At 69.5% G+C, this 22098-nt stretch carries 22 protein-coding genes; 15 read left to right on the top strand and 7 right to left on the bottom strand.

Going from position 1 to position 22098, the window contains the following annotated elements:
- Window positions 1–289 precede the first annotated feature (289 nt).
- Window positions 290–1723 (top strand): sodium:proton antiporter, encoded by a 1434-nt coding sequence (locus ACE3QW_RS16505; RefSeq protein ID WP_024279694.1) that lies wholly within the window; start codon window positions 290–292, stop codon window positions 1721–1723.
- A 241-nt stretch (window positions 1724–1964) separates the two neighbouring features.
- Here the strand turns inward: ACE3QW_RS16505 and ACE3QW_RS16500 are convergent, their stop codons facing one another.
- From ACE3QW_RS16500 to fabD, 4 genes are all read right to left on the bottom strand, one after another.
- Window positions 1965–3239, bottom strand: a complete 1275-nt coding sequence (locus tag ACE3QW_RS16500; RefSeq protein ID WP_374252601.1) for a class I SAM-dependent methyltransferase — start codon at window positions 3237–3239, stop codon at window positions 1965–1967.
- 193 nt (window positions 3240–3432) lie between these two features.
- Window positions 3433–5931 carry a hypothetical protein gene (locus tag ACE3QW_RS16495; RefSeq protein ID WP_374252599.1) on the bottom strand — a complete coding sequence of 833 codons (2499 nt, stop codon included), beginning with the start codon at window positions 5929–5931 and terminating at the stop codon, window positions 3433–3435.
- Window positions 5932–6060: 129 nt separating this feature from the next.
- The gene (gene fabG, locus ACE3QW_RS16490; RefSeq protein ID WP_029557911.1) at window positions 6061–6804 is read right to left on the bottom strand and encodes a 3-oxoacyl-[acyl-carrier-protein] reductase; all 744 of its coding nucleotides are present in this window, start codon (window positions 6802–6804) and stop codon (window positions 6061–6063) included.
- Window positions 6805–6937: 133 nt separating this feature from the next.
- On the bottom strand, window positions 6938–7924 hold the full coding sequence (fabD, locus tag ACE3QW_RS16485; RefSeq protein ID WP_374252597.1) for an ACP S-malonyltransferase: 987 nt from the start codon (window positions 7922–7924) through the stop codon (window positions 6938–6940).
- A 227-nt stretch (window positions 7925–8151) separates the two neighbouring features.
- Here fabD and ACE3QW_RS16480 point away from each other — a divergent pair, with 227 nt between their 5' ends.
- A complete protein-coding gene (locus ACE3QW_RS16480; RefSeq protein ID WP_374252595.1) occupies window positions 8152–9216 on the top strand; it encodes a polysaccharide deacetylase family protein in 1065 nt (354 codons plus the stop codon).
- A 24-nt stretch (window positions 9217–9240) separates the two neighbouring features.
- On the opposite strand, the gene ACE3QW_RS16475 is transcribed toward ACE3QW_RS16480, so the two are convergent.
- Window positions 9241–10338, bottom strand: coding sequence for a helix-turn-helix domain-containing protein (locus ACE3QW_RS16475; RefSeq protein WP_374252593.1), 1098 nt, complete (start codon window positions 10336–10338; stop codon window positions 9241–9243).
- On the opposite strand from ACE3QW_RS16475, the gene ACE3QW_RS16470 reads away from it, so the two are divergent.
- From ACE3QW_RS16470 to ACE3QW_RS16445, 6 genes are all read left to right on the top strand, one after another.
- Entirely contained in the window at window positions 10337–11428 is a 1092-nt protein-coding gene (locus ACE3QW_RS16470; protein WP_374252591.1) for a DUF3047 domain-containing protein, read from the top strand. The two genes, ACE3QW_RS16475 and ACE3QW_RS16470, sit on opposite strands and share 2 nt — an antisense overlap.
- Window positions 11429–11691: 263 nt before the next feature.
- Complete coding sequence (gene rpsF, locus ACE3QW_RS16465; protein ID WP_024279700.1) at window positions 11692–12144, top strand: 30S ribosomal protein S6; 453 nt, start codon at window positions 11692–11694, stop codon at window positions 12142–12144.
- Complete coding sequence (rpsR, locus tag ACE3QW_RS16460) at window positions 12144–12410, top strand: 30S ribosomal protein S18 (RefSeq protein ID WP_024279701.1); 267 nt, start codon at window positions 12144–12146, stop codon at window positions 12408–12410. Before rpsF ends, rpsR begins: the two co-directional genes overlap by 1 nt.
- A 139-nt stretch (window positions 12411–12549) precedes the next feature.
- Entirely contained in the window at window positions 12550–13515 is a 966-nt protein-coding gene (locus tag ACE3QW_RS16455) for a DUF2232 domain-containing protein (RefSeq protein ID WP_374252589.1), read from the top strand.
- A 41-nt stretch (window positions 13516–13556) separates the two neighbouring features.
- Window positions 13557–14138, top strand: coding sequence for a 50S ribosomal protein L9 (gene rplI, locus ACE3QW_RS16450; RefSeq protein ID WP_024279703.1), 582 nt, complete (start codon window positions 13557–13559; stop codon window positions 14136–14138).
- Between the two features lie 550 nt (window positions 14139–14688).
- Window positions 14689–15108 (top strand): hypothetical protein, encoded by a 420-nt coding sequence (locus tag ACE3QW_RS16445; protein ID WP_374252587.1) that lies wholly within the window; start codon window positions 14689–14691, stop codon window positions 15106–15108.
- An 18-nt stretch (window positions 15109–15126) separates the two neighbouring features.
- Here ACE3QW_RS16445 and ACE3QW_RS16440 read toward each other — a convergent pair whose 3' ends face one another.
- Window positions 15127–15456 carry a multidrug efflux SMR transporter gene (locus ACE3QW_RS16440; RefSeq protein WP_374252585.1) on the bottom strand — a complete coding sequence of 110 codons (330 nt, stop codon included), beginning with the start codon at window positions 15454–15456 and terminating at the stop codon, window positions 15127–15129.
- A 174-nt stretch (window positions 15457–15630) separates the two neighbouring features.
- On the opposite strand from ACE3QW_RS16440, the gene ACE3QW_RS16435 reads away from it, so the two are divergent.
- The 6 genes from ACE3QW_RS16435 to ACE3QW_RS16410 all read left to right on the top strand — a co-directional run bounded on the left by ACE3QW_RS16435 (window position 15631) and on the right by ACE3QW_RS16410 (window position 20193).
- Window positions 15631–16089, top strand: coding sequence for a PaaI family thioesterase (locus tag ACE3QW_RS16435; RefSeq protein WP_374252584.1), 459 nt, complete (start codon window positions 15631–15633; stop codon window positions 16087–16089).
- Window positions 16089–16802 (top strand): DNA/RNA nuclease SfsA, encoded by a 714-nt coding sequence (gene sfsA, locus ACE3QW_RS16430; RefSeq protein ID WP_374252582.1) that lies wholly within the window; start codon window positions 16089–16091, stop codon window positions 16800–16802. Before ACE3QW_RS16435 ends, sfsA begins: the two co-directional genes overlap by 1 nt.
- A 94-nt stretch (window positions 16803–16896) precedes the next feature.
- On the top strand, window positions 16897–17901 hold the full coding sequence (locus ACE3QW_RS16425) for a L,D-transpeptidase (protein ID WP_374252580.1): 1005 nt from the start codon (window positions 16897–16899) through the stop codon (window positions 17899–17901).
- Complete coding sequence (mepA, locus tag ACE3QW_RS16420; protein ID WP_374252578.1) at window positions 17901–18782, top strand: penicillin-insensitive murein endopeptidase; 882 nt, start codon at window positions 17901–17903, stop codon at window positions 18780–18782. Before ACE3QW_RS16425 ends, mepA begins: the two co-directional genes overlap by 1 nt.
- 122 nt (window positions 18783–18904) lie before the next feature.
- Window positions 18905–19192 carry an HdeA/HdeB family chaperone gene (locus tag ACE3QW_RS16415; protein WP_156026371.1) on the top strand — a complete coding sequence of 96 codons (288 nt, stop codon included), beginning with the start codon at window positions 18905–18907 and terminating at the stop codon, window positions 19190–19192.
- Between the two features lie 89 nt (window positions 19193–19281).
- Entirely contained in the window at window positions 19282–20193 is a 912-nt protein-coding gene (locus ACE3QW_RS16410; protein ID WP_374252576.1) for an alpha/beta fold hydrolase, read from the top strand.
- Window positions 20194–20198: 5 nt separating this feature from the next.
- On the opposite strand, the gene ACE3QW_RS16405 is transcribed toward ACE3QW_RS16410, so the two are convergent.
- Entirely contained in the window at window positions 20199–20642 is a 444-nt protein-coding gene (locus tag ACE3QW_RS16405) for a nucleoside deaminase (RefSeq protein ID WP_024279712.1), read from the bottom strand.
- Between the two features lie 79 nt (window positions 20643–20721).
- Here ACE3QW_RS16405 and ACE3QW_RS16400 point away from each other — a divergent pair.
- A partial coding sequence (locus ACE3QW_RS16400; protein WP_374252574.1) for a pseudouridine synthase occupies window positions 20722–22098 on the top strand: 1377 nt, incomplete at its 3' end.

The raw sequence follows: 22098 nt of genomic DNA, 5'->3' as shown, positions 1-22098 counted from the left end.
GGGAGAGGGGTCGGGGGTGAGGGAGGCGGCCTCGTCATGCGTCGCGATGCCGGTTCTCGTGGCACCACACCCCTCACCCCAACCCTCTCCCGCAAGGGGAGAGGGGGCACGGCCAGCACCTTCCGCTGACGCTGCATGCGTCCGGGGCACGAGGGTGGTGCAAGCGCCCCCGCCCATTTCACTGAAGGACGACGGCGGCCGGTTTGGCCTTGCCACATGCCGGCCCATCGTCCATCAAACCGTGGGGACATCAATCTGGAGGGTGGCGATGACGGCGCCGGGTCGCGGGATGAGAGTCGCTTCGGGAATTGCCGCAACACTCCTCCTGACCACCCTATCAGCCGCGCCTGCGCTTGCGGCGGACGGGGTTCCCGCCCTCAACGGCGCGAAGCTCCCGCTGCTCTGGGGCATCCCCTTCGCCGGCATGCTGCTGTCGATCGCCCTGTTCCCGCTGCTCGCGAACCACTTCTGGCACCACCATTACGGCAAGGTGGCGCTGTTCTGGGGGCTGGCCTTCGCGGTGCCCTTCTCGCTCACCTACGGCCCGTCGGCGACGGCGCACGAGGTGGTGCACACGGCACTCTTGGAATACATCCCCTTCATCATCCTGCTGTTTGCCCTGTTCACCGTGTCCGGCGGCATCCTCGTCACCGGCAATCTCAAGGGCACGCCGCTGGTCAACACGGTGATCCTGGCCTTCGGCACGGTGATCGCCAGCCTCATCGGCACCACCGGCGCCTCCATGGTGCTCATCCGCCCGCTGCTGCGCGCCAATGACGACCGCCGGCACAATGTGCACACGGTGGTGTTCTTCATCTTCCTGGTGTCGAACATCGGCGGCTCGCTGACGCCGCTGGGCGATCCGCCCCTGTTCCTCGGCTTCCTGAAGGGCGTGAACTTCTTCTGGACCACCACCCACCTGCTGCACGACACGGCGGTGATCGCGGCCATCCTGCTCGTCGCCTATTACCTGCTGGACCGCTTCTTCTACGCCCGCGAGGACGAGGTGATCCGCAATCCGCCGGACCCCACCCCGGCGACCGACAACCTCGGCCTGCGCGGGGCGCAGAACCTGCCGCTGCTCGGCGGCATCATCGGCGCCATCCTCATCTCGGCGCTGTGGAAGCCGGGCATCAATTTCGACGTCTACGGCACCCATCTGGAGCTGCAATGGGTGGTGCGCGACGTGCTGCTCGTGGTGTTCGCGCTGATCTCGCTGGCCATCACCCCGGCGCTGGTGCGCGAGCGCAACGGCTTCGACTGGGAGCCCATCCTGGAAGTGGCGAAGCTGTTCGCCGCCATCTTCCTCACCATCATTCCCGTCATCGCCATCCTGAAGGCCGGCGCCAGCGGCGCCCTCGCCCCGCTGGTCAACCTCGTCACCACGCCGGACGGCCAGCCGGTGAACGTCTGGTACTTCTGGCTGACGGGCGCCCTCTCCGCCTTCCTCGACAATGCCCCGACCTACCTCGTGTTCTTCAACCTCGCCGGCGGCGATCCCCACCAGCTCATGGGGCCGCTGGCGGTGACGCTGGAGGCCATCTCGGCCGGCGCGGTGTTCATGGGCGCGCTGACCTATATCGGCAACGCACCCAACTTCATGGTGCTCTCCATCGCCCGCCATCGCGGCGTGAAGATGCCGAGCTTCTTCGGCTACATGGCGTGGTCGTTCAGCTTCCTGCTGCCACCCTTCGCGCTGATCACCTGGCTGTATTTCGTCTGAGGGGGTGGGCATGACGGTGGCATACGCACCACCCTCGCGCCCCGGACGCATGCAGCGTTAGCGGAATGCGAGCCGGGGCCCAGCGCAAGGGACCGCCGTAGGCGCTTCCGGGCCTTACGATCCTCGGGCTTTGCCCCGCTGCGCGGGGAGTCTTGCGCTGGCGCCCGGCTCGGCGCTCCGGCTTTCGCCGTCGCTGGTCCGGGGAACAGGCCGCCGGCGTCGCTTGCCCCCGTCGAGCCCCCTACTCCCCCGCCAGCCGAAGCGGTGCGCCCTGCGCCGCCTCCGCCCGCCTGAGGCGCGTCTCGGCCTCGGCGATGTAGCCGCGGGTGAGCGGCACCGCCTCCTGGCGGCGCGCCAGCTGGATCTGGAACACGTTCAGGCCCTGATGGCGGAAGCCCATCTCGCTGGCGGCGAGGTAGAATTCCCACATGCGGCAGAAGCGCTCGTCGGTGAGCCGCGCCGCCTCCTCCCGGCGGGCGAGGAAGCGCTGGCGCCACGCCTTCAGCGTCTCGGCATAATGCAGCCGCAGCAGCTCGATGTCGGTGACGACGAGCCCGCTCTTCTCGATGTGCGGCGTCACCTCCGACAGCGCCGGAATGTAGCCGCCGGGGAAGATGTATTTGGCGATGAACGGGTTGGTGACGCCGGGCGGGTCGGACCGGCCGATGGCGTGCAGCAGCATCACCCCGTCGTCCTTCAAGAGGCTCCGCGCCTTGCGGAAGAAGGCGCCGTAATGGTCCACACCCACATGCTCGAACATGCCCACCGAGACGATGCGGTCGAACGGGCCATCCACGTCCCGATAGTCCTGCAAGGAGAATGAGACATGCGCCGCCATGCCCCGCTCGTCGGCGCGGGCGGTGGCGAGCGCCAGCTGCTCCTGCGAGAGGGTGACGCCGGAGACCTCAGCCCCCGCCATCTCGGCGAGATAGAGGGCGAGCCCGCCCCAGCCGGAGCCGATGTCCAGCACCTTGAGCCCCGGCCGGTCCAGCACCAGCTTCGCCGCGATGTGGCGCTTCTTGGCGAGCTGGGCGTCGTCGAGGCTCTGCCCCTCATGCTCGAAATAGGCGCAGCTGTACTGCCGGTCGTGATCGAGGAAGAGGGAATAGAGCCGGCCATCGATGTCGTAATGGTGCGCCACGTTGCGGCGCGACCGCTCGGGCGGGTTGAACTGGGCGATGCGCCGCCCGAGCCGCCGCAGCACGTGGAACGCCTTGGCCGGCACGCTGGGATTGAAGGATGCGGGCTGGGACATGAGCAGCGCGAGGAGGTCGGCGATGCTGCCTTCCTCCATCACCAGCGTGCCGTCCATATAGGCCTCGCCGAGCTTCAGCTCGGGATCAAGCACGATGCCCCGCTCGGCCTCGGCGGTGGTGAAGCGCACGGCGAGCGGCTCGGGGATCGGTCCGGCGCGGGGGGAGCCTTTCACGGTGAAGGTGCGGCCCGAGGCCGTCGTCACCTTCAGCGCGCCATCGACGACGACACGACGCAGAAGTGTCTCCAGCAACCGTTCCATCGGCCGCCTCCGGTTTCGTCCGCTCGATCCTTTCCCGCTTCCCGGCAACGGAGGGTTCGGGCCACCCCCTGCGACCCGAAGTTCCCGGCCTGAAGCGCCGCAACCTCGAAATGAAAACACCAACCGTGCCGCACCGCAATACGGCACGCGACGATTTGACCCGCGGGGCGCGCGCGGGCCGGATGAGCCCGCCTCAGGGCGTCGGCCCGGTGCAGGCTTCCGAGCGGGTGGCGAGGGCGGTCCACACCTGCTCCACGGCGGTGCGGTTGTTGCAGCGGTCGGCGGTGGGCTCCAATTGCTCGTGCAGGTTCATCTGCACCGGCTTGGAGAGCCACCAGCTCATGGAGACCTGCCGGATCTTCTCCGGCGTCGCCGTGCCCACCGGGCAATGGCCGGCGCTGTCCTCCGGCCAGACCTTGATCTGCACGAGGTTCACCGCGCAGCGCCCGCCGAAGCGGCCATCGAGCCAGGCGGCGGCATGGGCCACGGCGAGCCGGCCGCGCCCGCTGCGCACCGCGCCGATGGCATCGACGGGGCCGACGACCTCGGGCAGGAAGCTGTGCTCCGCCGCATCCGGCACCACCACGCCGCGGGCGGTGCGCTCCTCGGTGAGCACGCTCTGGGGATCGTTGGAGACGACGAGGACGAAGGGCGCGAGGGCCGGCTCCACGTCCACCATGGCCTGCGCCAGCTCCAGCGCGCTCTCGGCGCCGAAATTCTCGAAATAGCCGCCGTCCACGATGCGATCCACCACGTCCGTGTCCACCTGATAGATGGAGCCGGGGGGCGAGATCACCGGGAAGCGCGCCGAATTGGTGGCCGCCGTGGAGAGCCGCACGTCGAGGTCCGAGCGCACGAGGCTGTGGAAGTCGATGGCGTGGGTGAAGATCGGGCATTCGGCCGTGGGGCCGCCGCTCGGGCAGCGGCTGGAGGCCGCGTAGGTCGGCAGGATGTCGGTGGTGATGATGCGCTGGCCGGTCTCCACCGACGTGCCGTTGAGCACGAGATAGGGCACCCAGTGCTCGGGATCGCGCGGGGCGCCGAGGAACGGCTCGGAGAGGCGGCGCGCGGCGCCGGGGCCGGCATTGGCGCCCGCCGCCGCCACATGGCGGGCGAAGCTCGCCTCCCAGGCCTCCTCCAGCAGCGCGGCGCGGTCGCGCAGGAAGAGCTGCACCTGATCGTGGAAGGCGAGGCCGAAGAAGGTGGCGGTGAGGAAGTCGTCCGCCGTCATGCTCTCCAGGCAGTCGCGCCAGCCGTGGATGGCGCCGCCGAACCAGTGGGCCGGCGCCTCGGTGGGGCACGGCGGCGCAGTCCCGGTGCGGGCGGACAAGGCGGCGGCCACCACCGCCGCGCCGTAGGAGCCGCCCGAGACGCCGGAGAGGGCGAACAGGTGGGTGGCGACGTTCTTCCCCTGGCGTTCCTGGCCGTCGAGCACGCTCTGGATGGCCGCCGAGAAACGCCCGTCGTCCCGCGCCGCGCGGCTCACCTTCGAGCCATCGGCGCGGGTGAAGCCGAAGGCCTGCTTCTGCCGGTCGTAGTCGAGGAAATGGCCGATCACGCTGGCGGTGAAGAAGCCCGCCCGGCTCGCCCCGCCCGCGGCTGCGACGATGATCGGGCGCGGACAGGATGAGGGCTGCTCCGCGCAGCCATTGGCCCGCATCCACAGATGGACGGCCTGCACGAGGCTGGTGCGACGGTAGGCCGGCTCGTCGGCGGTCACGGTGCGCACCGCGTGGTTGTCGCCGAACACATAGACGCCGATCGCCCCGGCGATGAACAGGCCGGTCAGGATCGGCACATGGAAGCGCCGCCCCACCGAGGACAGATAGGCGAGGATGGGCACCCAGCCGCCGAAGATCAGCGGCACGGCAAAGGCGAGCGGCAGGCGCGCGGCGAGCCAGTGCGGGCTCGCCACCAGCACCGCCACCACCAGCAAGGCGTAGAAGAGGAGCGCGAGGCGGCCGGAGGCGTGGAGCTGGCCTGCCGCATCGTCCCGCCGCGGCGCGATGGCCAGCAGGCCGAACACCGGCTTCAGCCAGCGCCCGAGCACGCGGTCGAGCGCGGCGAGGGCTCGCACCTGCGTCAACCGTCCGCGCAGCACGCAATAGAGATAGAAGAGTGGCACCGCCGCCAGCATGGCCCAGACGAGCAGCACCAACTGGTGGTGGGCGGCGGCGATGGCGGGGCGGTCGGCCAGCGTCGGCAGATTGCCGATGGCTGCGTTGGCGCCGATGGCGAAGGCCAGGAAGGGCGCAAGGCCGATCAGACGGGGCACCTCGCGCACCATCGCCGCCATCAGCCGGTCACGCCCGACGATGCCGCGGTGGCCGGCCGAGGCATCGCGCCGGGCGACCAGCACCGCAAGGCCGTTGTCCGTCTCCACCAGCAGGCGCGCGGCGTAGTGCACCGGCATGGCCCACAGCAGGAAGACCGCGGCGACGAGGGAGACAATGGCGCGGGAGAGGCCGGCCGCAGCGCCCACCGGGGCGCCGGCCATGGCCACATCGAGGGTCACGTCCTGCGCCTGCGTCACCCCCGCCATCAGCGCGAGGCCGAGGAGGACGCTCAGCAGCGGAACCCGGACCACCCACAGCACCAGGGTGAGATCGAGGATGCGGCGCCAGAAATGCGAAACAATACCCCTGGGCTTCTGCCGCAAGGGGACGCTTGCCGGCTGAGAGCCCGCACGCACACGCTCTATCCTCATGCGTGCCTCCCATCCCCCGCACGCATCTCCAGGATAGAAGTGTTCCGATCCCGCTTACAACTTACGCCCGGTTGAAGGTAGCAGGCGGACGTCGGGATGCGGGATCGAAGGGCCTCAGATCATCGCCATGCCGCCGTTGACGTGCAGCGTCTGGCCGGTGACGTAGGCGGCTTCATTGGACGCGAGATAGACGCAGGCGGCGGCGATGTCCTCGGGCGTGCCGAGCTTGGCGGCGGGCACGGCCTTGAGGATGCCCTCGCGCTGCTTCTCGTTGAGCGCGTCGGTCATGGGGGTGGCGATGAAGCCGGGGGCGATGCAGTTCACCGTCACCCCGCGCGAGGCGACTTCCTGCGCCAGCGACTTGGACATGCCGATCATGCCGGCCTTGGCGGCAGCGTAGTTGCCCTGCCCCGCATTGCCGGTGACGCCGACGATGGAGGTGATGGAGATGATGCGGCCGGAGCGGCGGCGCATCATGGTGCGCACGGCGGCGCGCGACAGGCGGAAGGCGGCGGTGAGGTTCACCGCGATCACCTGATCCCACGCCTCGTCCGACAGGCGCATGAAGATGTTGTCGCGGGTGATGCCGGCATTGTTGACGAGGATGTCCACATGCCCGCCCAGCGCCTCCTCGGCGGCGGGAATGAGCTTCTCCACCTCTTCGGTGTTGCCGAGGTTGCACGGCAGCACGAACACGCGCTCACCGCCCATCTCGGCGGCGATGGCGTCGAGCGCCTCGCGGCGGGTGCCGGAGACGGCGACGGTGGCGCCCTGGGCATGCAGCGCCTTGGCGATGGCGCCGCCGATGCCGCCGGTGGCGCCGGTCACGAGCGCGGTCTTGCCGGTCAAATCGAACATGTCAGCCCCCAGTTTCTTTCGGGTGTCGCGGCTTTTGCGCCGCCGGTTGTATCGGCTTGGGTGGGTGGTGTCCCGACACACGGGCGCCCTCGCCCGGATTTTTCCGGGGAGGGCGCCCGTGTGGTGAGAAATGTCAGGCGGCGGAAGCGGCCGCGTTGCGGGCGGCGATGAAGGCCGCCACGTCGTCGGGCGTGCCCACGGCGCTGGCCGCGATCTGCTTGTCGATGCGCTTCACGAGGCCGCAGAGCACCTTGCCGGCGCCCACCTCGACCACGCGGGTGACGCCTGCGCCCGCCATGTAGATCACGCTCTCGCGCCAGCGCACGGTGCCCGTCACCTGCTCTACCAGCAGGCGGACGATCTCGGCCGGGTCGGTCACCGGGGAGGCGCGCACATTGGCCACCAGCGGCACGCGGGGGGTCATGACGGTGGAGCCGGAGAGGGCCACTTCCATGGCCTCGGCGGCCGGGCCCATGAGGCGGCAATGGAAGGGGGCGGACACCGGCAGCAGCACCGCCTTCAGCGCGCCGCGCTCCTTGGCGATGAGAATGGCGCGCTCCACGGCGGCCTTGGTGCCGGAGACGACCACCTGCCCGGGGGCGTTGTCGTTGGCTGCCTCGCACACGTCGTCGCCGGCGGCTTCCGCCGCCACCGCGACGGCCTGGTCGTAGTCAAGGCCGAGGAGGGCCGCCATGGCGCCCTCGCCCACCGGCACCGCATCCTGCATGGCGCGGCCGCGGATGCGCAGGAGCCGCGCCGCCTCGGTCACCGTGAGGGCGCCGGAAGCGGCCAGCGCCGAATATTCGCCCAGCGAATGGCCGGCGACAAAGGCCGCCTCGCGGGCGAGATCAAGCCCCGCTTCCGATTCGAGAACCCGCAGCGCGGCAATGGATACCGCCATCAGCGCCGGCTGGGCGTTGGCGGTGAGGGTCAGTTCGTCGGAAGGACCTTCCCACATCACCCGCGTCAGGCTGTCGCCGAGGGCGGCATCCACTTCCTCGAACACGGCCTTGGCGGCCGGGAAATTGTCGGCGAGGGCCTTGCCCATGCCCACGGCCTGGCTGCCCTGACCGGGAAAAATGAAGGCAGTCTGGGGTGTTGTGCGCGACCCTTCGGTCATGGGCGGCCTCCGGCTGGAAATTGGCGAGCGGAGAGACACCGGGATTGTGGGCGAGTCAAGGCAAGGGGGTGGCAAGAGCCACGTCAGGGCGATTCTCGAATCGCGTGTCAAGCCAACCTTACGATAAGGAAACTGGGGGTTGGCCACGCCCGCTTCACAATTTATCCATAACGAGCGATGGACATTGGGCGCAGCTCTGCACGTCCGCATCAGAAAGTGGTTCCGCCGTGAAGCCTGAAGTGAAGGCCATCCGGGGATTTCCGGCGCTTCTTGCCGCCGCTCTCCTCTCCGCCACCGTCATCGTCCCCGCCTGCGCGCAGACTCTGACGCCGTCCGGAACCGCGCCTTCTGCGCCGCCCACGTCGACCTTCACCGCGCCGCACCCCGCGCTGATGACCGGGCCCGTGCCCTCCTCCATGATGGAGCCGCCCCCGCCCAACCTGCCCTCGAGCACCGGCATGGCTGCGCCCGCGGCCGAGGCGACGGGCACCAACCCGCACAATCTCATCGCCTATTCCTCGGCGACGGTCGATGGCCCCTACATCGCCATGACCTTCGACGACGGCCCCAACCCCGAGACCACGCCGCGCCTTTTGAAGATGCTGGAGCAGCGGGGCATCAAGGCCACCTTCTTCGTGCTCGGCAGCCGCGCCGTCGCCTCGCCCAACATCATCAAGCAGATGATCGCGCAGGGGCACGAGGTGGCGAACCATTCCTGGGATCACCCCCAGCTGCCCAAGATCCCGGTGGCCGCCGCCGACAAGCAGATCGGCGACACCAACGCCGCCATCGAGCAGATCACCGGCCTCAAGATCCACAATCTGCGCCCGCCCTACGGCGCGATGACCCCGGCGCTGCGCGCGCATCTGCGCGAGAAGTTCGGCTCCACCTTCATCTACTGGTCCGTGGACCCGCTGGACTGGAAGGACCGCAACGCGCAGGTCATCCACGACCGCATCCTGAAGAATGTGCATCCGGGCGCCATCATCCTCGCCCATGACATCCACCCCACCACGGTGGACGCCATGCCGAAGACGCTCGATGACCTCATCGCCAAGGGCTACAAGTTCGTCACCGTCTCCCAGCTCATCGCCATGAACAAGGCGATGCCGGAGCCCAAGGTCGCTTCGCTTAACCCGGCGCCGAAGAAGAAGCCGAAGCCCCAGGGCACAGCCGCCGCCGCCAACACCACCGGCTCCACCGGCACGAAGCCGGCGACGACCGCGACGGCCAAGCCCGCGAGCGCCAAGCCGACCGCGCCCCGCCCGCCGGCCAGCGTCGGGCTGTATTGAGGGCAGTTCGTTTTCCGCCCCGGCTCAGGCGCTCCGGCGCTGCCAGGCGCGGGGGGAGAGGCCGGTCCAACCGCGGAACGCCCGGGTGAAATGGGCCGGCTCCGAATAGCCGAGGTCCAACGCGACCGCGGCGATGGAAACTCGGCGCTGCCGCAACAGGCTCTCCGCCTCGGCCCTGAGGACCGACCGGGCGACCTGCTCGAACGTGATGCCGCGAAGCACAAGCCGGCGCTGCAGCGTGCGCGCCGACATGCCGAGCCGCTGCGCCACCGGCGCCAGCGCCGGCCGCCCCGCCAGAAGCTCCAGCCGGATCAGATGCTCCACCAGACCCACCAGATCATCGGGGATGGTCTCCCGCCCCGCGGGCTCCACCCGCTGCGGCCTCGGTGCGGGGTTCTCCGCAAGGAGATGCGCCTCGGGAAAGCTCACAAGGGCGCGGGCGCTGCGGCCAAGATCCGTGCGCAGCACATCCTCGACCGCCGTCCGGCCAGGGAGGGGCGGCCCGGCCACCGCCGCCCGCAGTGGGGTGAAGCGCGGGCCGATGAACCGGCGCAGCAGATCGAGCATGTAGCCGAGGGCGAGGCATTCGTTGAACTGGCGCCCTTCGTCGGAGCGGTCGGTGACGCCATAGGTCCAGTGGGCGATCCCGTCTTCGGCCCAGAGTTCGATTCGCGTCGAGGATTGCAGCAGGGTGCCCATCATGCCGTTGGCGCGGGCGATGGCCACGTCGAGCCGGTCGGCGCCGAGAACGTGGTCGGCGAGGGCGCCGAGGCCGGGGATGCCGGCTTCCACCGACAGCCGCGCCCCCAGCGCCGAATCGCCGATCTCCCGCGCCGCGCAGGCGATGAGGCGCAACTGGTCGCGCAGGAGGATCAGCCGCTCGGGATGGTCCACCAGCCGCAGCGGGAGTTCGGCGGCGCGGAACACCTTCGCGGGTGAGCCGCCCGCGCGCTCCACCACCTCTGCGACCCGCCCCATGGAGCGGGCCTTGGTGAGGCCCCATCCGGTCATCCGCGTCTCGTCCTGTCGCGAAATGGCAAGAACCGCCGCCGGCCCCGCGCCATCCTCGCGGCTGACGGGCGGCACAACCGCCCGCGCAGCTTCAGGGATGGAACGCAACATGAGCAAATCTTCTGAAATCGAGGCGCCGGAAGCGGTTCAGGCTGCCCTTCGCACAGCCGTTGGTGCGGTGCAGGCGGAGGTACGGGCGGGCGCAGTGCTCCACCTGCCGGCCCATGACGCCCAATGGCTGGCGACTGGAATATCCGTCACGCGGGGCGAGACGGTCACACTCGTGTCTTCGGGCATCGCCTGGCTCTCCCGCGCTTTCGACCTGTTCGTCACCGGCGGTCTGTCGCTCTGGTACCGCATCGGCGGCGGCCCCATCGGCAAGGTGGGAGGCGACACCTTCAGCTTCACCGCCGAGCGGGACGGGCCGCTCGAGCTGATCTGCCACCTGGCGGGGCAGTGGATCGACGAAAGCGGGCGCTTCGATCCCGCCTCGACCCTGGAGGATGGTGGCCTTTGCGTCGCGGCGCTGGTCTGGCGCGGCGACCGGGACGCGGGCCTTGCCGCCTTCGCGGCGGTCGATTCCACTGGCCTTGCGGCCCGCGAGGTCGCGCGGATCGCGGCCTTTCGCCCGCTGCCGCCCGGCTGGGCGCCCCTGTGGCGGGTGGGCGCCACCTCCATTTTCTGCGAGGCGGTGGACACGGACGCGCCCCCGCGCATCGCCTGCCGCTGCGTCGAGGATGCCGGCATCATCAAATATCCGCTCAGCCTGGAGCTGACCGACGACCTTGCCATCGCCTGGGACTGGCGCATCCAGCGCCTGCCCTCCACGGTCGCCGAGGACATCGCGCCGACCCACGACTATCTCTCCCTCGCGGTGGAGTTCGACACCGGGCAGGACCTGACCTATTTCTGGAGCTCCTCCCTGCCGGTGGGCACCACCTTCCGCTGCCCGCTGCCCTGGTGGGACCAGGTGGAGACCCATATGGCCGTGCGCTCCGGCGCCGAGGGCCTCGGCCAGTGGCTCGGCGAGCGGCAGCCGCTGCTGTCCGACTATCGGCGCTGCGTGGGCGGCGCCGATCCGGCGCGGGTGGTGGGTGTGTGGATCATCGCCCTGAGCGCCTTCCAGCGCGGCACGGGCCTCGCCGATTTCGCCCGCATCCGCCTGGAAGGCGCGGGTGGGCAAACCTGGATCGGGCCGTAGGAGAGAGAGCCTGGACGGCCCCCTCCCGCCTTGCCTTTCCTCCGAAACCTGCTATACGCCCCGCTTCCGTCGCACCCGGCCGGGGGCTGAACGGACGGTCTTCTTTTGCCGCGGCCCACCCCACGGGTTTGGCCAAGGCGTCGGAAGACAGGGCGAAAGTCCGTCGTCCCGTGTCCCCGCCTTCCGAGCTTCGCGCCTTTCCGAAAGGCAAGAAGGGCTTGGCGCCGGTGGACGGAAGAGTGAAACCGAAAGGCAGTGAACACATGCCGCTCTACGAGCACGTGTTCCTCGCGCGCCAGGACGTCACGGCGCAGCAGGTCGAGGAACTCACCACCCGGTTCAAGGGTGTCATCGAGGCGAATGGCGGCTCGGTCGGTAAGACCGAGTACTGGGGCGTGAAGTCCCTCACCTATCGCATCAACAAGAACCGCAAGGCCCACTTCACCCTTCTGAACATCGACGCCCCCGCGGCGGCGGTGCAGGAGCTGGAGCGCCAGCAGCGCATCGACGAGGACGTCCTGCGCATCCTCACCCTGCGCGTCGAGGAGCACGAGGAGGGTCCCTCCGCCATGCTCCAGAAGCGTGACCGGGACGACCGTGGCGAGCGCGGAGAGCGTGGCGACCGCGGTGATCGTGGCGACCGCTTCGGCGGCCGCGAGGATCGGCCGCGCCGTCCGCGTCCGACCGATGAAGTGCAGGCCGAGGAGGGCAACTGATGGCTTTCGCATCGTCCGGTGGTGCCGGCGCCGGCGGCGGTCAGCGCCGTCCCTTCTTCCGCCGTCGCAAGACCTGCCCCTTCTCCGGCCCGAACGCGCCGAAGATCGACTACAAGGATGTGCGTCTCCTGCAGCGCTACATCTCCGAGCGCGGCAAGATCGTGCCCTCGCGCATCACGGCGGTCTCCGCCAAGAAGCAGCGCGAGCTCTCCGCCGCCATCAAGCGCGCGCGGTTCCTGGGCCTGCTGCCCTTCGTGATCCGCTGATCGCCTGATCCGCTGATTTTGGGCGCCCCCTTCGGGAGGGCGCCCTTCCTTTAGCGACGCGCTTCGGGGAATGACCCCCGGAGCGTTTGCTGGGGCGGAAAATCCGCCTCTAACCGCACCCGCGGGACAGCTTGTCGAGATGGTGTACCTTCTTCTCACAGGCGTGGCTGCCGGCCTCGCATCTGCCCTTCTTGCCGCCGGAGCCGCGGCGGGATCGGCGCTGGCCGTGCCCCTGTTCTATCTCTCGCCCCTGCCGGTGATGATCGCCGGCCTCGCCTTCTCGCCGCTCTCGGCGCTGGTGGCGGTTCTCGTGGGCGGGGCGGGGATCGGCCTCGCCTTCGGCGGCAGCCTCGTCCTCACCTACGCGGTCAGCATCGGCGGACCGGCCTTCGCCTTGTCCTATGCGGCCATGCTCGCACGGCCCGATCCGGCCGGCCGCGACGGGCTGGTGTGGTTCCCGGTGGGTGGGCTGGTGCTGCTCTCCGCCGCCGTCTCGACCCTCGCCGTCATCATCGCCTTGTTCGCCGTCGCCGGTGACTACGAGAGCTATCGCCGCACGGTGGTGGCCATGTTCGTGGTGATGTACGAGGCGTTCGTCTCGGGTCAGATGCTGCCCGACAAGCCACAGGCCGATGTCAAGGTCCTGGGCGCTGCCTTCGCGCACATGTTGCCTGCCATGGTGGCGGTGGCGGCCATGGTCTCGCAGCTCGTCTGCCTCTATCTCGCGGCCCGCGCCGCGCTGATCTCCGGCCGCCTCAGGCGTCCGTGGCCGACTTTGTCGGCCTTCCGCCTGCCGCCCGTCACCTCGCTGGTGCTGGCGGTGGCGATCGCCTTGTCCATGGCCGGGGCGATGCTGGGGCTGTCCGCCTCCGCCGCGGCCGCGACGCTGGTGTGCGCCTACGCGCTGGCGGGCTTCGCCGTGGTCCATGCGGTGACCATCGGCCACTCGGCCCGCTTCCTCATCCTCGCCGGGCTGTGGCTCACCGCCGCCGCGCTCAGCTGGCCGATCCTCGCCATGGCGCTGCTCGGCTTCGCCGACGCCATGTTCGACTTCCGCTCGCGCATGGGCTCCGGGCAAAGCCCGCCCGCCGCGAACGACCGCTGAAAAACACCGTAAATCCAACGATCAGAGACAGGAGAACCAAAATGGACGTCATTCTTCTCGAGCGCGTCGCCAAGCTCGGCCAGATGGGCGAAGTGGTGAAGGTGAAGGACGGCTTCGGCCGCAACTACCTGCTGCCGAACGGCAAGGCCCTGCGCGCCACCAAGGCGAACAAGGAGCGGTTCGAGACCATGAAGATCGAGCTCGAGGCCCGCAACCTGGAGCGCCGCAAGGACGCCGAGGCGGTGGCCGAGAAGCTCGCCGGCCAGGCCGTCATCATGATCCGTCAGGCGGGCGAGAGCGGCCAGCTCTACGGCTCGGTCTCCACCCGCGACATCGCCGAGGGCTTCACCGCCAACGGCTTCAGCCTCGACCGCGGCCAGATCGTGATGAACCACCCCATCAAGACCCTGGGTCTGCATGTGGTGCCGGTGAGCCTGCACCCCGAGGTCGAGGTGACCGTGCAGGTCAACGTCGCCCGCAACGCGGAAGAGGCCGAGCGTCAGGCCCGCGGCGAGGACGTGCGCACCGCCCGTGACGAGGACGCCGAGATCGAGGCCGAGCTCGCCATCGAGCGCGCCGCCGTGGCCGCCGAGATCGCTGCCGAGGAAGGCGAGGAAGCCTGATTCTGGCCTGAGGCCTGCGGCGCCGGCACCCCGGCGCCGGTTGCAAGCTTTGAACACGGCGTCCCGGCCTCACCGCCGGGGCGCCGTTTTCGTTTGGGGGTTCCGCCCTCGCGTCCCGGACGCATGCAGCGAAAGCAGAATGCGAGCCGGGACGCAGCGCATGAGACCGCCGAAGGCGCTTCCTTGCCCAACGCCCTCAGGTTTTGCCCGCTGCGCGGAACCCTTGCGCTGGCCCCCGGATCAGCGCTCCGGCTTGCGCCGTCGCTTGTCCGGGGAACCACCCTCGCGTCCCGGACGCATGCAGCGCAGCGGAATGCGAGCCGGGACCCAGCGCAAGAGACCGCCGAAGGCGCTTCCTGCCCCCAACGCCCTTAGGCTTTGCCCGCTGCGCGGAACCCTTGCGCTGGACCCCGGATCAGCGCTCCGGCTGCGCCGTCGCTTGTCCGGGGAACGGCGGATTCCGTCTCCCGCAGGAATCCTCTAAACTCCCGCCGTTTCATCGCCGCCGGCCCGACCGGCCCCCATATTTCAATCCTTGGAGCTGCCCGCCATGGCGCGCGCCCGTACCGCCTATCTCAACCGGGCCGATGTGCCCGACCGTGCCGCGCTTCAGGCGGCGCTCGATGCCTTCAAGCTCAAGCTGGTGCTGGATGACGGCTATGTGCCGCTTTTAACCTCCGGCTACCTGCCCTGCACCCTCCACGGCGAGGATGCCGGCTTCACCCTGCGCTTCCGCGCGGTGGGGGAGGATGGCGGCAAATCTCCGGCCCTCGCCCCGGTGCTGGGCGCGCGGGACGTGGCCGCCGACATCAAGTGGAGCGGCGACATCCGCGAGGAGGTGAGCGCCATGGCGGTGCTCGCCGCCCTCGCCGGCTCATTCGGCGCCGTGGTGCACGACCCGGAGAAGGACGCGCTCATCGCGGCGAAGACGCTCCTCGCCCGCGCCAAAGAGGGTGCCGAGGAGCTGTAGGCCTGAGTGCGCTTCGCTTCAGTGCGCGACGCTCTTGGACATCAGGTTGATGACGATGACGCCGGCGATGATGAGCCCGAGGCCGATCAGCGCCGGCAGGTCCAGCTTCTGGCCGTAATAGATCCAGGCGAATCCGGTGACGAGCACGATGCCGACGCCGGACCAGATGGCATAGGCGATGCCCACCGGCAGCGTGCGCAGGGTGAGCGACAGGCAGAAGAAGGCGATGCAATAGCCCACCACCACGATCACCGAGGGGCCGAACTTGGTGAAGCCTTCCGCCTGCTTCAGCGCCGAGGTGGCGATGACCTCGGCAACGATGGCGATGAGAAGATAGACGTAGCTCATGTGACCCTGCCCCCCGCCGCGGTCGCCCGCAGCCCCATGCCAGAAGAGGCGCCGGCCCGGCTGCTGTCAACGCGGGGAAATTCCGCAGCGCCCGCCGGCCAGCCTTTCCGTTGGAGGTGCCGTCATCGCCCGGCTATCCTCCCTCCTCTTCCTCCTCCCAGCATGACGGCCACCGTGACCGATCCTTTCACCCCCCGCGATCCTGCCTATGAGACCAAGGTGCGCGACAGCTTCGCCCGCCAGCCCTTCATGACCCTCATCGGCGCCACCCTCGGCGCGGTGGCGCCGGGGCGGGTGGAGATCGTGCTGCCCCATGCGGAAAAGGTGACGCAGCAGCACGGCTATTTCCACGGCGGCTCCATCGGTGCCATCGCCGACACCGCCGGCGGCTATGCCGCCTACAGCCTGTTCCCGCCGGATTCGACCGTGCTGACGGTGGAGTACAAGATCAACATCATGGCCCCCGGCAAGGGCGAGCGGCTCGTGGCCGTGGGCGAGGTGACGCGGGCGGGGCGGACCCTCACGGTGGCGAAGATCGAGGTCTACGCCGAGGCCGGCGGCACCCGCACCCACTGCGCCACCGCCACCCAGACCCTCATGTGCCTCGCCGGCCGCGCAGACGCACGCGTCTGATGCTGTTCGCCGCCCCCCTGCTGCCGGGCCGCCTCGTGCGGCGCTACAAGCGCTTCCTCGCCGACGTGGTGCTGGACGACGGCACAGAGACCACCGCGCATGTGGCCAATTCCGGTGCAATGCTGGGGCTCGATACCCCCGGCAGCCGCGTGCTCCTCTCCCGCTCCCTCAACCCCGCCCGCAAGCTGGCCCTGAGCTGGGAGCTGGTGGAGGCCGATTTCGGCGCCGGGCCGGAATGGGTGGGGGTGAACACCATGCACCCCAATCTGCTGGTGGCCGAGGCCATCGCCGCCGGCCAGGTGCCCGCCCTCGCCGGCTACGCCCGGATGCGGCGGGAGGTGAAATACGGCAAGGCCAGCCGCGTCGACATCAAGCTGGAAGACGACGCCCGCCCCGACTGCTTCGTGGAGGTGAAGAACGTCCACCTCATGCGCGCCCCCGGCAAGGCCGAGTTCCCCGACTGCGTGACCGCCCGCGGCGCCAAGCACCTCGATGAGCTGGCCGGCGAGGTGGCGGCCGGGCGGCGGGCGGTGATGGTCTATATCAGCCAGATCGGTTCGGCCGGTTCCATCGCCCTCGCCCGCGATCTCGACCCCGGCTACGGGCGCGCCTTCGACCGGGCGCGGGACGCCGGGGTGGAGGCGATCGGCCTCGCCTGCCGGATCACGGCGAACGGTATTAACGTAGAGCGAACCGTGCCCATGCTGGGATGAGGTGTCGATTCGAGAGCTGACACCATTGGACAGGCCCCGAACCCCGGGCGAAAACGTGGTGAAACCCGATTCGGAAACCTGGGGTGAATCGCCGATGGCCGTCCCGTTCAGCCTCTCCCGCCGCGGAACCCTGAAGCTCGCCGCGACCCTCGCCGGCGCCCTTGCGGCGGACTCCCTGCTGCCCGCCATCGCCGCCGACGATCCCGACCTTTCGGAAATTAAAGCCCTGAAACCAGGCACTTACGTCTGGTATCCCGAGCGTTCGCCGGACGGCTTCGTGGCCATCGTGGTGAACCTGTCGGACCAGCTCTGCTTCGTCTACCGAAACGGTGTCCGGATAGGGGCCTCCACGGTCTCGACCGGCAAGGACGGGCACGAAACCCCTACCGGGGTATTCACGATCCTGGGCAAGGACGTGGACCACCATTCCTCGCTTTATAACGACGCATCAATGCCTTACACGGAGCGCCTGACATGGTCGGGCGTGGCGCTGCACGCGGGCGGCCTCCCTGGATACCCCTCCTCCCACGGCTGCGTTCACCTGCCGCTGGCCTTCTCCAAGCTGGTCTTCGGCATCACCCACCTGGGCACCCCGGTCATCATCGCCGACCGCCATTCGGCGCCAGAAGATGTTTTGCATCCGGGACTTATCATGAGCGAGGGTCTGGAGCAGCAGCTCGCGACCTCCGCCACCGGCGAAGGCGCCCCCCAGGACGCCACCGCCGCCCCGGAGCCCATCTCCATGGTGGTGAGCCGGGCCGACAGCTCCATCACCGTCCTCAAGGGCGCACAGACCGCAGTGCAGGGTCCCGTGAGCATCCGCGATCCGCAGAACCCCTTGGGAAACCTCGTCTATGTGCTCATGAGCAAAGACGGAGCCGCGCCCCGCTGGAGCGCCGTTTCCTATGAGGGCAACGGCGTCGTGGCCGGTCTGGCGCAGGATGCGCTGGCCCGGATCAGCGTCGATCCCTCCATCAACAAGCAGGTGGCCGCGCTGGTGACGCCGGGCACGACCTTGTTCCTCACCGACCTGCCCGCCCACCCCGGCACCCGGAGCGACGGCGGATTCGTCGTGATGGCCCAGAAGGTTACGAGCTGATGCGTCGGCTCGCCGCCGCGGCAATCCTCGCCGTCCTCGGCTCCGCTGCCTGTGCCCAGCCGACGGCCAAGCCCGCAGCCCCGGTGCCGGCCAAGGAGCTGTTCGGCCGCGCCGCCCAGCCCGCCCCCATGGCCGCGCGCAGCATCGGTTTCTATTCCAAGGGCTGCCTCGCCGGCGCCCAGGCCTTGCCCGTCAACGGTCCGAACTGGCAGGTCATGCGCCTGTCCCGCAACCGCAACTGGGGCCACCCGGACCTCGTCGCCTTCCTCGAACGCTTCTCGGCGAAGGTGCCGCAAGTGTCTGGCTGGCAAGGCATTCTCGTCGGCGATATGGCCCAGCCACGCGGCGGCCCCATGCTCACCGGCCATGCCTCCCACCAGATCGGCCTCGACGCCGACATCTGGCTCACCCCCAGCCCCGGCCGCGAACTCACCCGCGAGGAACGGGAAAAGCTCTCCGCCTCCATGATGGTCCGCGCCGACCGCAAGGACATCGATCCCGCCAACTGGCGCCCGGACACCTGGAAGGTGATCCGCGCCGCCGCCGTCGAGCCGCGGGTGGAGCGCATTTTCGTCAACGCCGCCATCAAGAAGGCGCTGTGCCGGGAGGCGACGGGCGACCGGTCCTTCCTCGCCAAGGTGCGGCCTTATTGGGGGCACGACTACCACATGCACATCCGCCTCACCTGCCCGGCCTCCAGCCCCGACTGCCGGCCGCAGGAGGCCCCGCCGACGGGGGATGGCTGCGGATCGGAGCTGGATTGGTGGTTCACCGACGCCGTGCTGCACCCCAAGCCGGAGAAGGAACCCTCTAAGCCCAAGCCGCCCCTCACCCTCGCCGATCTGCCCGACGCCTGCGCCGCCGTGCTCGACGCACGCTGACGACGGCCGGCCTCGCGCGAACGTGCTTGGCCGGGGAGCCGGCCTCTGGCTGGTGCCGCTCCGTTCCCCGGCGCATCATACCGGCGCAGGCCGAAACGGCCGCAGCATCATGGGAGGGCGCAATGCTGAAACGTCTTGGTGTTGGTGCAATCGTCCTGTTTGCGGGCCTGAGCCCGGCGGCGGCCGAGAAATGGGATCTTTCGACCATGACCTGCCAGCAGTTCCTGCAGGCGGACAAGGATACGATCACCATCATCCTCACGTGGCTCGATGCCTACTACAAGGACGACGACGCGCCGCCGGTGATCGACACGGACAAGTTCGTGAAGAATGCCGAAAAACTTGCCGGATTCTGCGCGTCCTCGCCGAGCCTCGGTCTCATCACGGCGGCCGACAAGGTGTTCGACTGATCCCGGAACCCGCCGCCTTAGTCCCGTCTTGAAGAGCTGTCCGCAATTCCGGCCGCCCCGGCCCACGGGACGGCGAGAGGGAGGTTCATGTGTCCGATCTGTCTGATCTTTTTCCCGGATTTGCCTCGCACTACGTGGATACGAAGGCCGGCCGCATCTTCCTGCGGCAGGGGGGAACGGGTGCTCCCCTGCTCCTGCTCCACGGTTTCCCCCAGAGCCACGTGATGTGGCACCGCGTGGCGCCGAAGCTCGCCGAGCAGCACACCCTCATCATCCCCGATTTGCCCGGCTACGGCTGGAGCGCGGCGCCGGAGGGCGGGGCCGATCATTTCCCCTATTCCAAGCGCGCCATGGCAGCCGCCATGGTGGAGGTGATGGAAAGCCTCGGCTTCGCCCATTTCTCCGTCATGGGCCATGACCGCGGCGCGCGGGCCGCCTACCGGCTGGGGCTGGACCATCCCGGCCGGCTCGACCGGCTGGTGCTGCTCGACATCGTGCCCACCTACGTGATGTGGCACCGCATGGACCGGGCGCGCGCGCTGCAGGTCTATCACTGGGCGATGCTGGCCCAGCCGAAGCCCCTCCCCGAGAAGCTGGTGGGTGGCAATCCCGCATGGTTCCTTGACTGGACCATGGCGAGCTGGACGGCGCACAAGGACCTTTCGGCTTTCGATCCGCGCGCCATGGCGGCCTATCGTGCGGCGATTTCCTCGCCCGACCGGCTGCACGCCATGTGCGAGGACTACCGGGCCGGGGCCACCATCGACCTCGCCCATGACGAGGCGGACATCGCCGCGGGTCGAACCCTCTCCTGCCCGACGCTCGCGCTGTGGGGCGCCGCCGGAATCCCGAGCCGTGGCGCCAGCCCACTGGAGGCCTGGAAGGCGTTTGCGCCGCAGGTGGAAGGACAGGCCATCGAGGCCGGCCATTTCGTGGCGGAGGAAGCCCCGAAGGCGATGCTCGATGTGGCGATGCCGTTCCTGGCGCAGGGACGGCCCTAGACCGACTACCGGCGTTCCTGGAAGAACGCCCGCAACACCTCGGCCGCCTGCCGCTCGGCGATGCCGCCATAGACCTCCGGCGCATGGTGGCAGGTGGGCTGGGAGAAGAAGCGGGGACCGTGCTCCACGGCGCCACCCTTGGGATCGGGCGCGCCGAAATAGAGCCGGCGGATGCGCGCGAAGGACAGCGCCGCCGCGCACATGGCGCAGGGTTCCAGCGTCACGTAGAGGTCGCAGTTCATCAGACGTTCGGTCTTGAGCTGCGCGCCCGCCGCGCGGACCACCAGCATTTCCGCATGGGCGGTGGGATCGTTCAGCTCGCGCGTGCGGTTGCCATTGCGGGCGACAACCTCCGACCCGCGCACGAGAACCGCGCCGACCGGAACCTCGCCCCGCTCGGCTGCCGCGCGCGCTTCGTTGAGCGCCATCTGCATGAAGGTTCCCGACATGGTGCCTTTAACCGCCCCTGATCTCGCCCAGCCCATCGCCGCGCTCGCCGCGCAGCCTGCGCTGTGCTAACTCCCCCTCATGCCGCGCACATCACCGCCCCGCAAGGACAAGAACCGCGTTCCGCGCCAGAAGCGCGAACTCCCCGCCGCCCCTCAGAAGGAGGCAGAGCGCGTCGCCAAGGTCGTCGCCCGCGCCGGCCTCGGCTCGCGCCGCGAGATCGAGGAATGGATCGAGGCCGGCCGCGTGGCGGTCAACGGCGAGGTGCTCACCAGCCCTGCCGTCACCGTCACGCCCGCTGACGCCATCACCATCGACGGGGAGCCACTCCCCGAGCGGGAGCGCACCCGCCTCTTCCTTTACCACAAGCCCAAGGGCGTCGTGACCACCAACCGCGACCCGGAAGGCCGCACGACGCTGTTCGAGATCCTGCCCAAGGGCCTGCCGCGCCTCGTCAGCGTGGGCCGGCTGGACCTCAATTCCGAGGGCCTGCTGCTGCTCACCAATGACGGCGGTCTCGCCCGCGTGCTGGAATTGCCCGAGACCGGATGGCTCCGCCGCTACCGCGTGCGCGCCAACGGCGAGATCGATCAGGCCAAGCTCGACACGCTCATCAAGGGCATCACCGTGGATGGCGTCGAGTACGGCCCCATCGAAGCTGAGCTCGACCGTGTGCAGGGCGCCAACGCCTGGATCACGGTCTCGCTCCGCGAGGGCAAGAACCGCGAGATCCGCAACGTGCTCGGCGCGCTCGGCCTCGCGGTGAACCGACTGATCCGCGTCTCCTACGGTCCGTTCCAGCTGGGCGAGATCCCCGAGGGCAGCGTCGAGGAAGTGCGCACCCGCGTGCTGCGCGACCAGATCGGAGCTGACCTTGCCACTGCCGCCGGTGCGGATTTCACCGGTCTGTTGGTGGAGCGGGAGATTGAAGAAATCCCCGTGCGTCCCGCCTACCGTCCCGCGGGACGCCGGCAGGCCGAGGCCGACAAGGCCGGCGGGCGGAAAGTGCCATCTCGCCGCGCCAGCCGCGAGCGGGAGGAGTTCGACGCGCCGGTAGAGGATGTCATCCGCCCCGCCGCGCCGCGCGTGCGCCGTCGCGCCAGCGAGGAGCACGGCACCGAGCGCGTGGGCACCGTCGCCGACCGCAAGGGCCGCTCCGTGAAGGTCGAGCGTGTCCGCGCGCCCAAGGACGAGGCGCCGCGCCGCGCCCGTCCGGCAGCGGGCGAAGGCGAGGGACGTCCCTTCCGTCGCAGCCGGGACGAAGGAGCCGCCGAGCGGCCGCGCCGCGAGGGGCGCCCCTCCTTCCGCGATGACGCGCCGCGTGGACGCGGCCCGCGCGAGGAAAAGGAAGATTTCCGCCGCCGCCCCACCCGCTCCGGGGGCGGCGACGAGCGGCCGCGCCGCTATGAGGATGACGGCGGCTTCAAGCGCTCCGGCCCCCGCCGCGAAGGCGACCGC

Source organism: Xanthobacter sp., from assembly GCF_041911315.1.
Lineage (GTDB): Bacteria > Pseudomonadota > Alphaproteobacteria > Rhizobiales > Xanthobacteraceae > Xanthobacter > Xanthobacter aminoxidans.
Note: the sequence above shows the minus strand (reverse complement) of the source record. Positions and strands in the feature narration are given on the sequence as shown.

Excerpts from the sequence above, each read along its gene's own strand:
- ACE3QW_RS16505 (WP_024279694.1), top strand. The coding sequence starts at position 290 with ATGAGAGTCGCTTCGGGAATTGCCGCAACACTCCTCCTGACCACCCTA.
- ACE3QW_RS16500 (WP_374252601.1), bottom strand. The coding sequence starts at position 3,239 with ATGGAACGGTTGCTGGAGACACTTCTGCGTCGTGTCGTCGTCGATGGC.
- fabG (WP_029557911.1), bottom strand. The coding sequence starts at position 6,804 with ATGTTCGATTTGACCGGCAAGACCGCGCTCGTGACCGGCGCCACCGGC.
- fabD (WP_374252597.1), bottom strand. The coding sequence starts at position 7,924 with ATGACCGAAGGGTCGCGCACAACACCCCAGACTGCCTTCATTTTTCCC.
- ACE3QW_RS16470 (WP_374252591.1), top strand. The coding sequence starts at position 10,337 with ATGAGCAAATCTTCTGAAATCGAGGCGCCGGAAGCGGTTCAGGCTGCC.
- ACE3QW_RS16475 (WP_374252593.1), bottom strand. The coding sequence starts at position 10,338 with ATGTTGCGTTCCATCCCTGAAGCTGCGCGGGCGGTTGTGCCGCCCGTC.
- rpsF (WP_024279700.1), top strand. The coding sequence starts at position 11,692 with ATGCCGCTCTACGAGCACGTGTTCCTCGCGCGCCAGGACGTCACGGCG.
- rpsR (WP_024279701.1), top strand. The coding sequence starts at position 12,144 with ATGGCTTTCGCATCGTCCGGTGGTGCCGGCGCCGGCGGCGGTCAGCGC.
- ACE3QW_RS16455 (WP_374252589.1), top strand. The coding sequence starts at position 12,550 with ATGGTGTACCTTCTTCTCACAGGCGTGGCTGCCGGCCTCGCATCTGCC.
- rplI (WP_024279703.1), top strand. The coding sequence starts at position 13,557 with ATGGACGTCATTCTTCTCGAGCGCGTCGCCAAGCTCGGCCAGATGGGC.
- ACE3QW_RS16445 (WP_374252587.1), top strand. The coding sequence starts at position 14,689 with ATGGCGCGCGCCCGTACCGCCTATCTCAACCGGGCCGATGTGCCCGAC.
- ACE3QW_RS16440 (WP_374252585.1), bottom strand. The coding sequence starts at position 15,456 with ATGAGCTACGTCTATCTTCTCATCGCCATCGTTGCCGAGGTCATCGCC.
- sfsA (WP_374252582.1), top strand. The coding sequence starts at position 16,089 with ATGCTGTTCGCCGCCCCCCTGCTGCCGGGCCGCCTCGTGCGGCGCTAC.
- ACE3QW_RS16425 (WP_374252580.1), top strand. The coding sequence starts at position 16,897 with ATGGCCGTCCCGTTCAGCCTCTCCCGCCGCGGAACCCTGAAGCTCGCC.
- mepA (WP_374252578.1), top strand. The coding sequence starts at position 17,901 with ATGCGTCGGCTCGCCGCCGCGGCAATCCTCGCCGTCCTCGGCTCCGCT.
- ACE3QW_RS16415 (WP_156026371.1), top strand. The coding sequence starts at position 18,905 with ATGCTGAAACGTCTTGGTGTTGGTGCAATCGTCCTGTTTGCGGGCCTG.
- ACE3QW_RS16405 (WP_024279712.1), bottom strand. The coding sequence starts at position 20,642 with ATGTCGGGAACCTTCATGCAGATGGCGCTCAACGAAGCGCGCGCGGCA.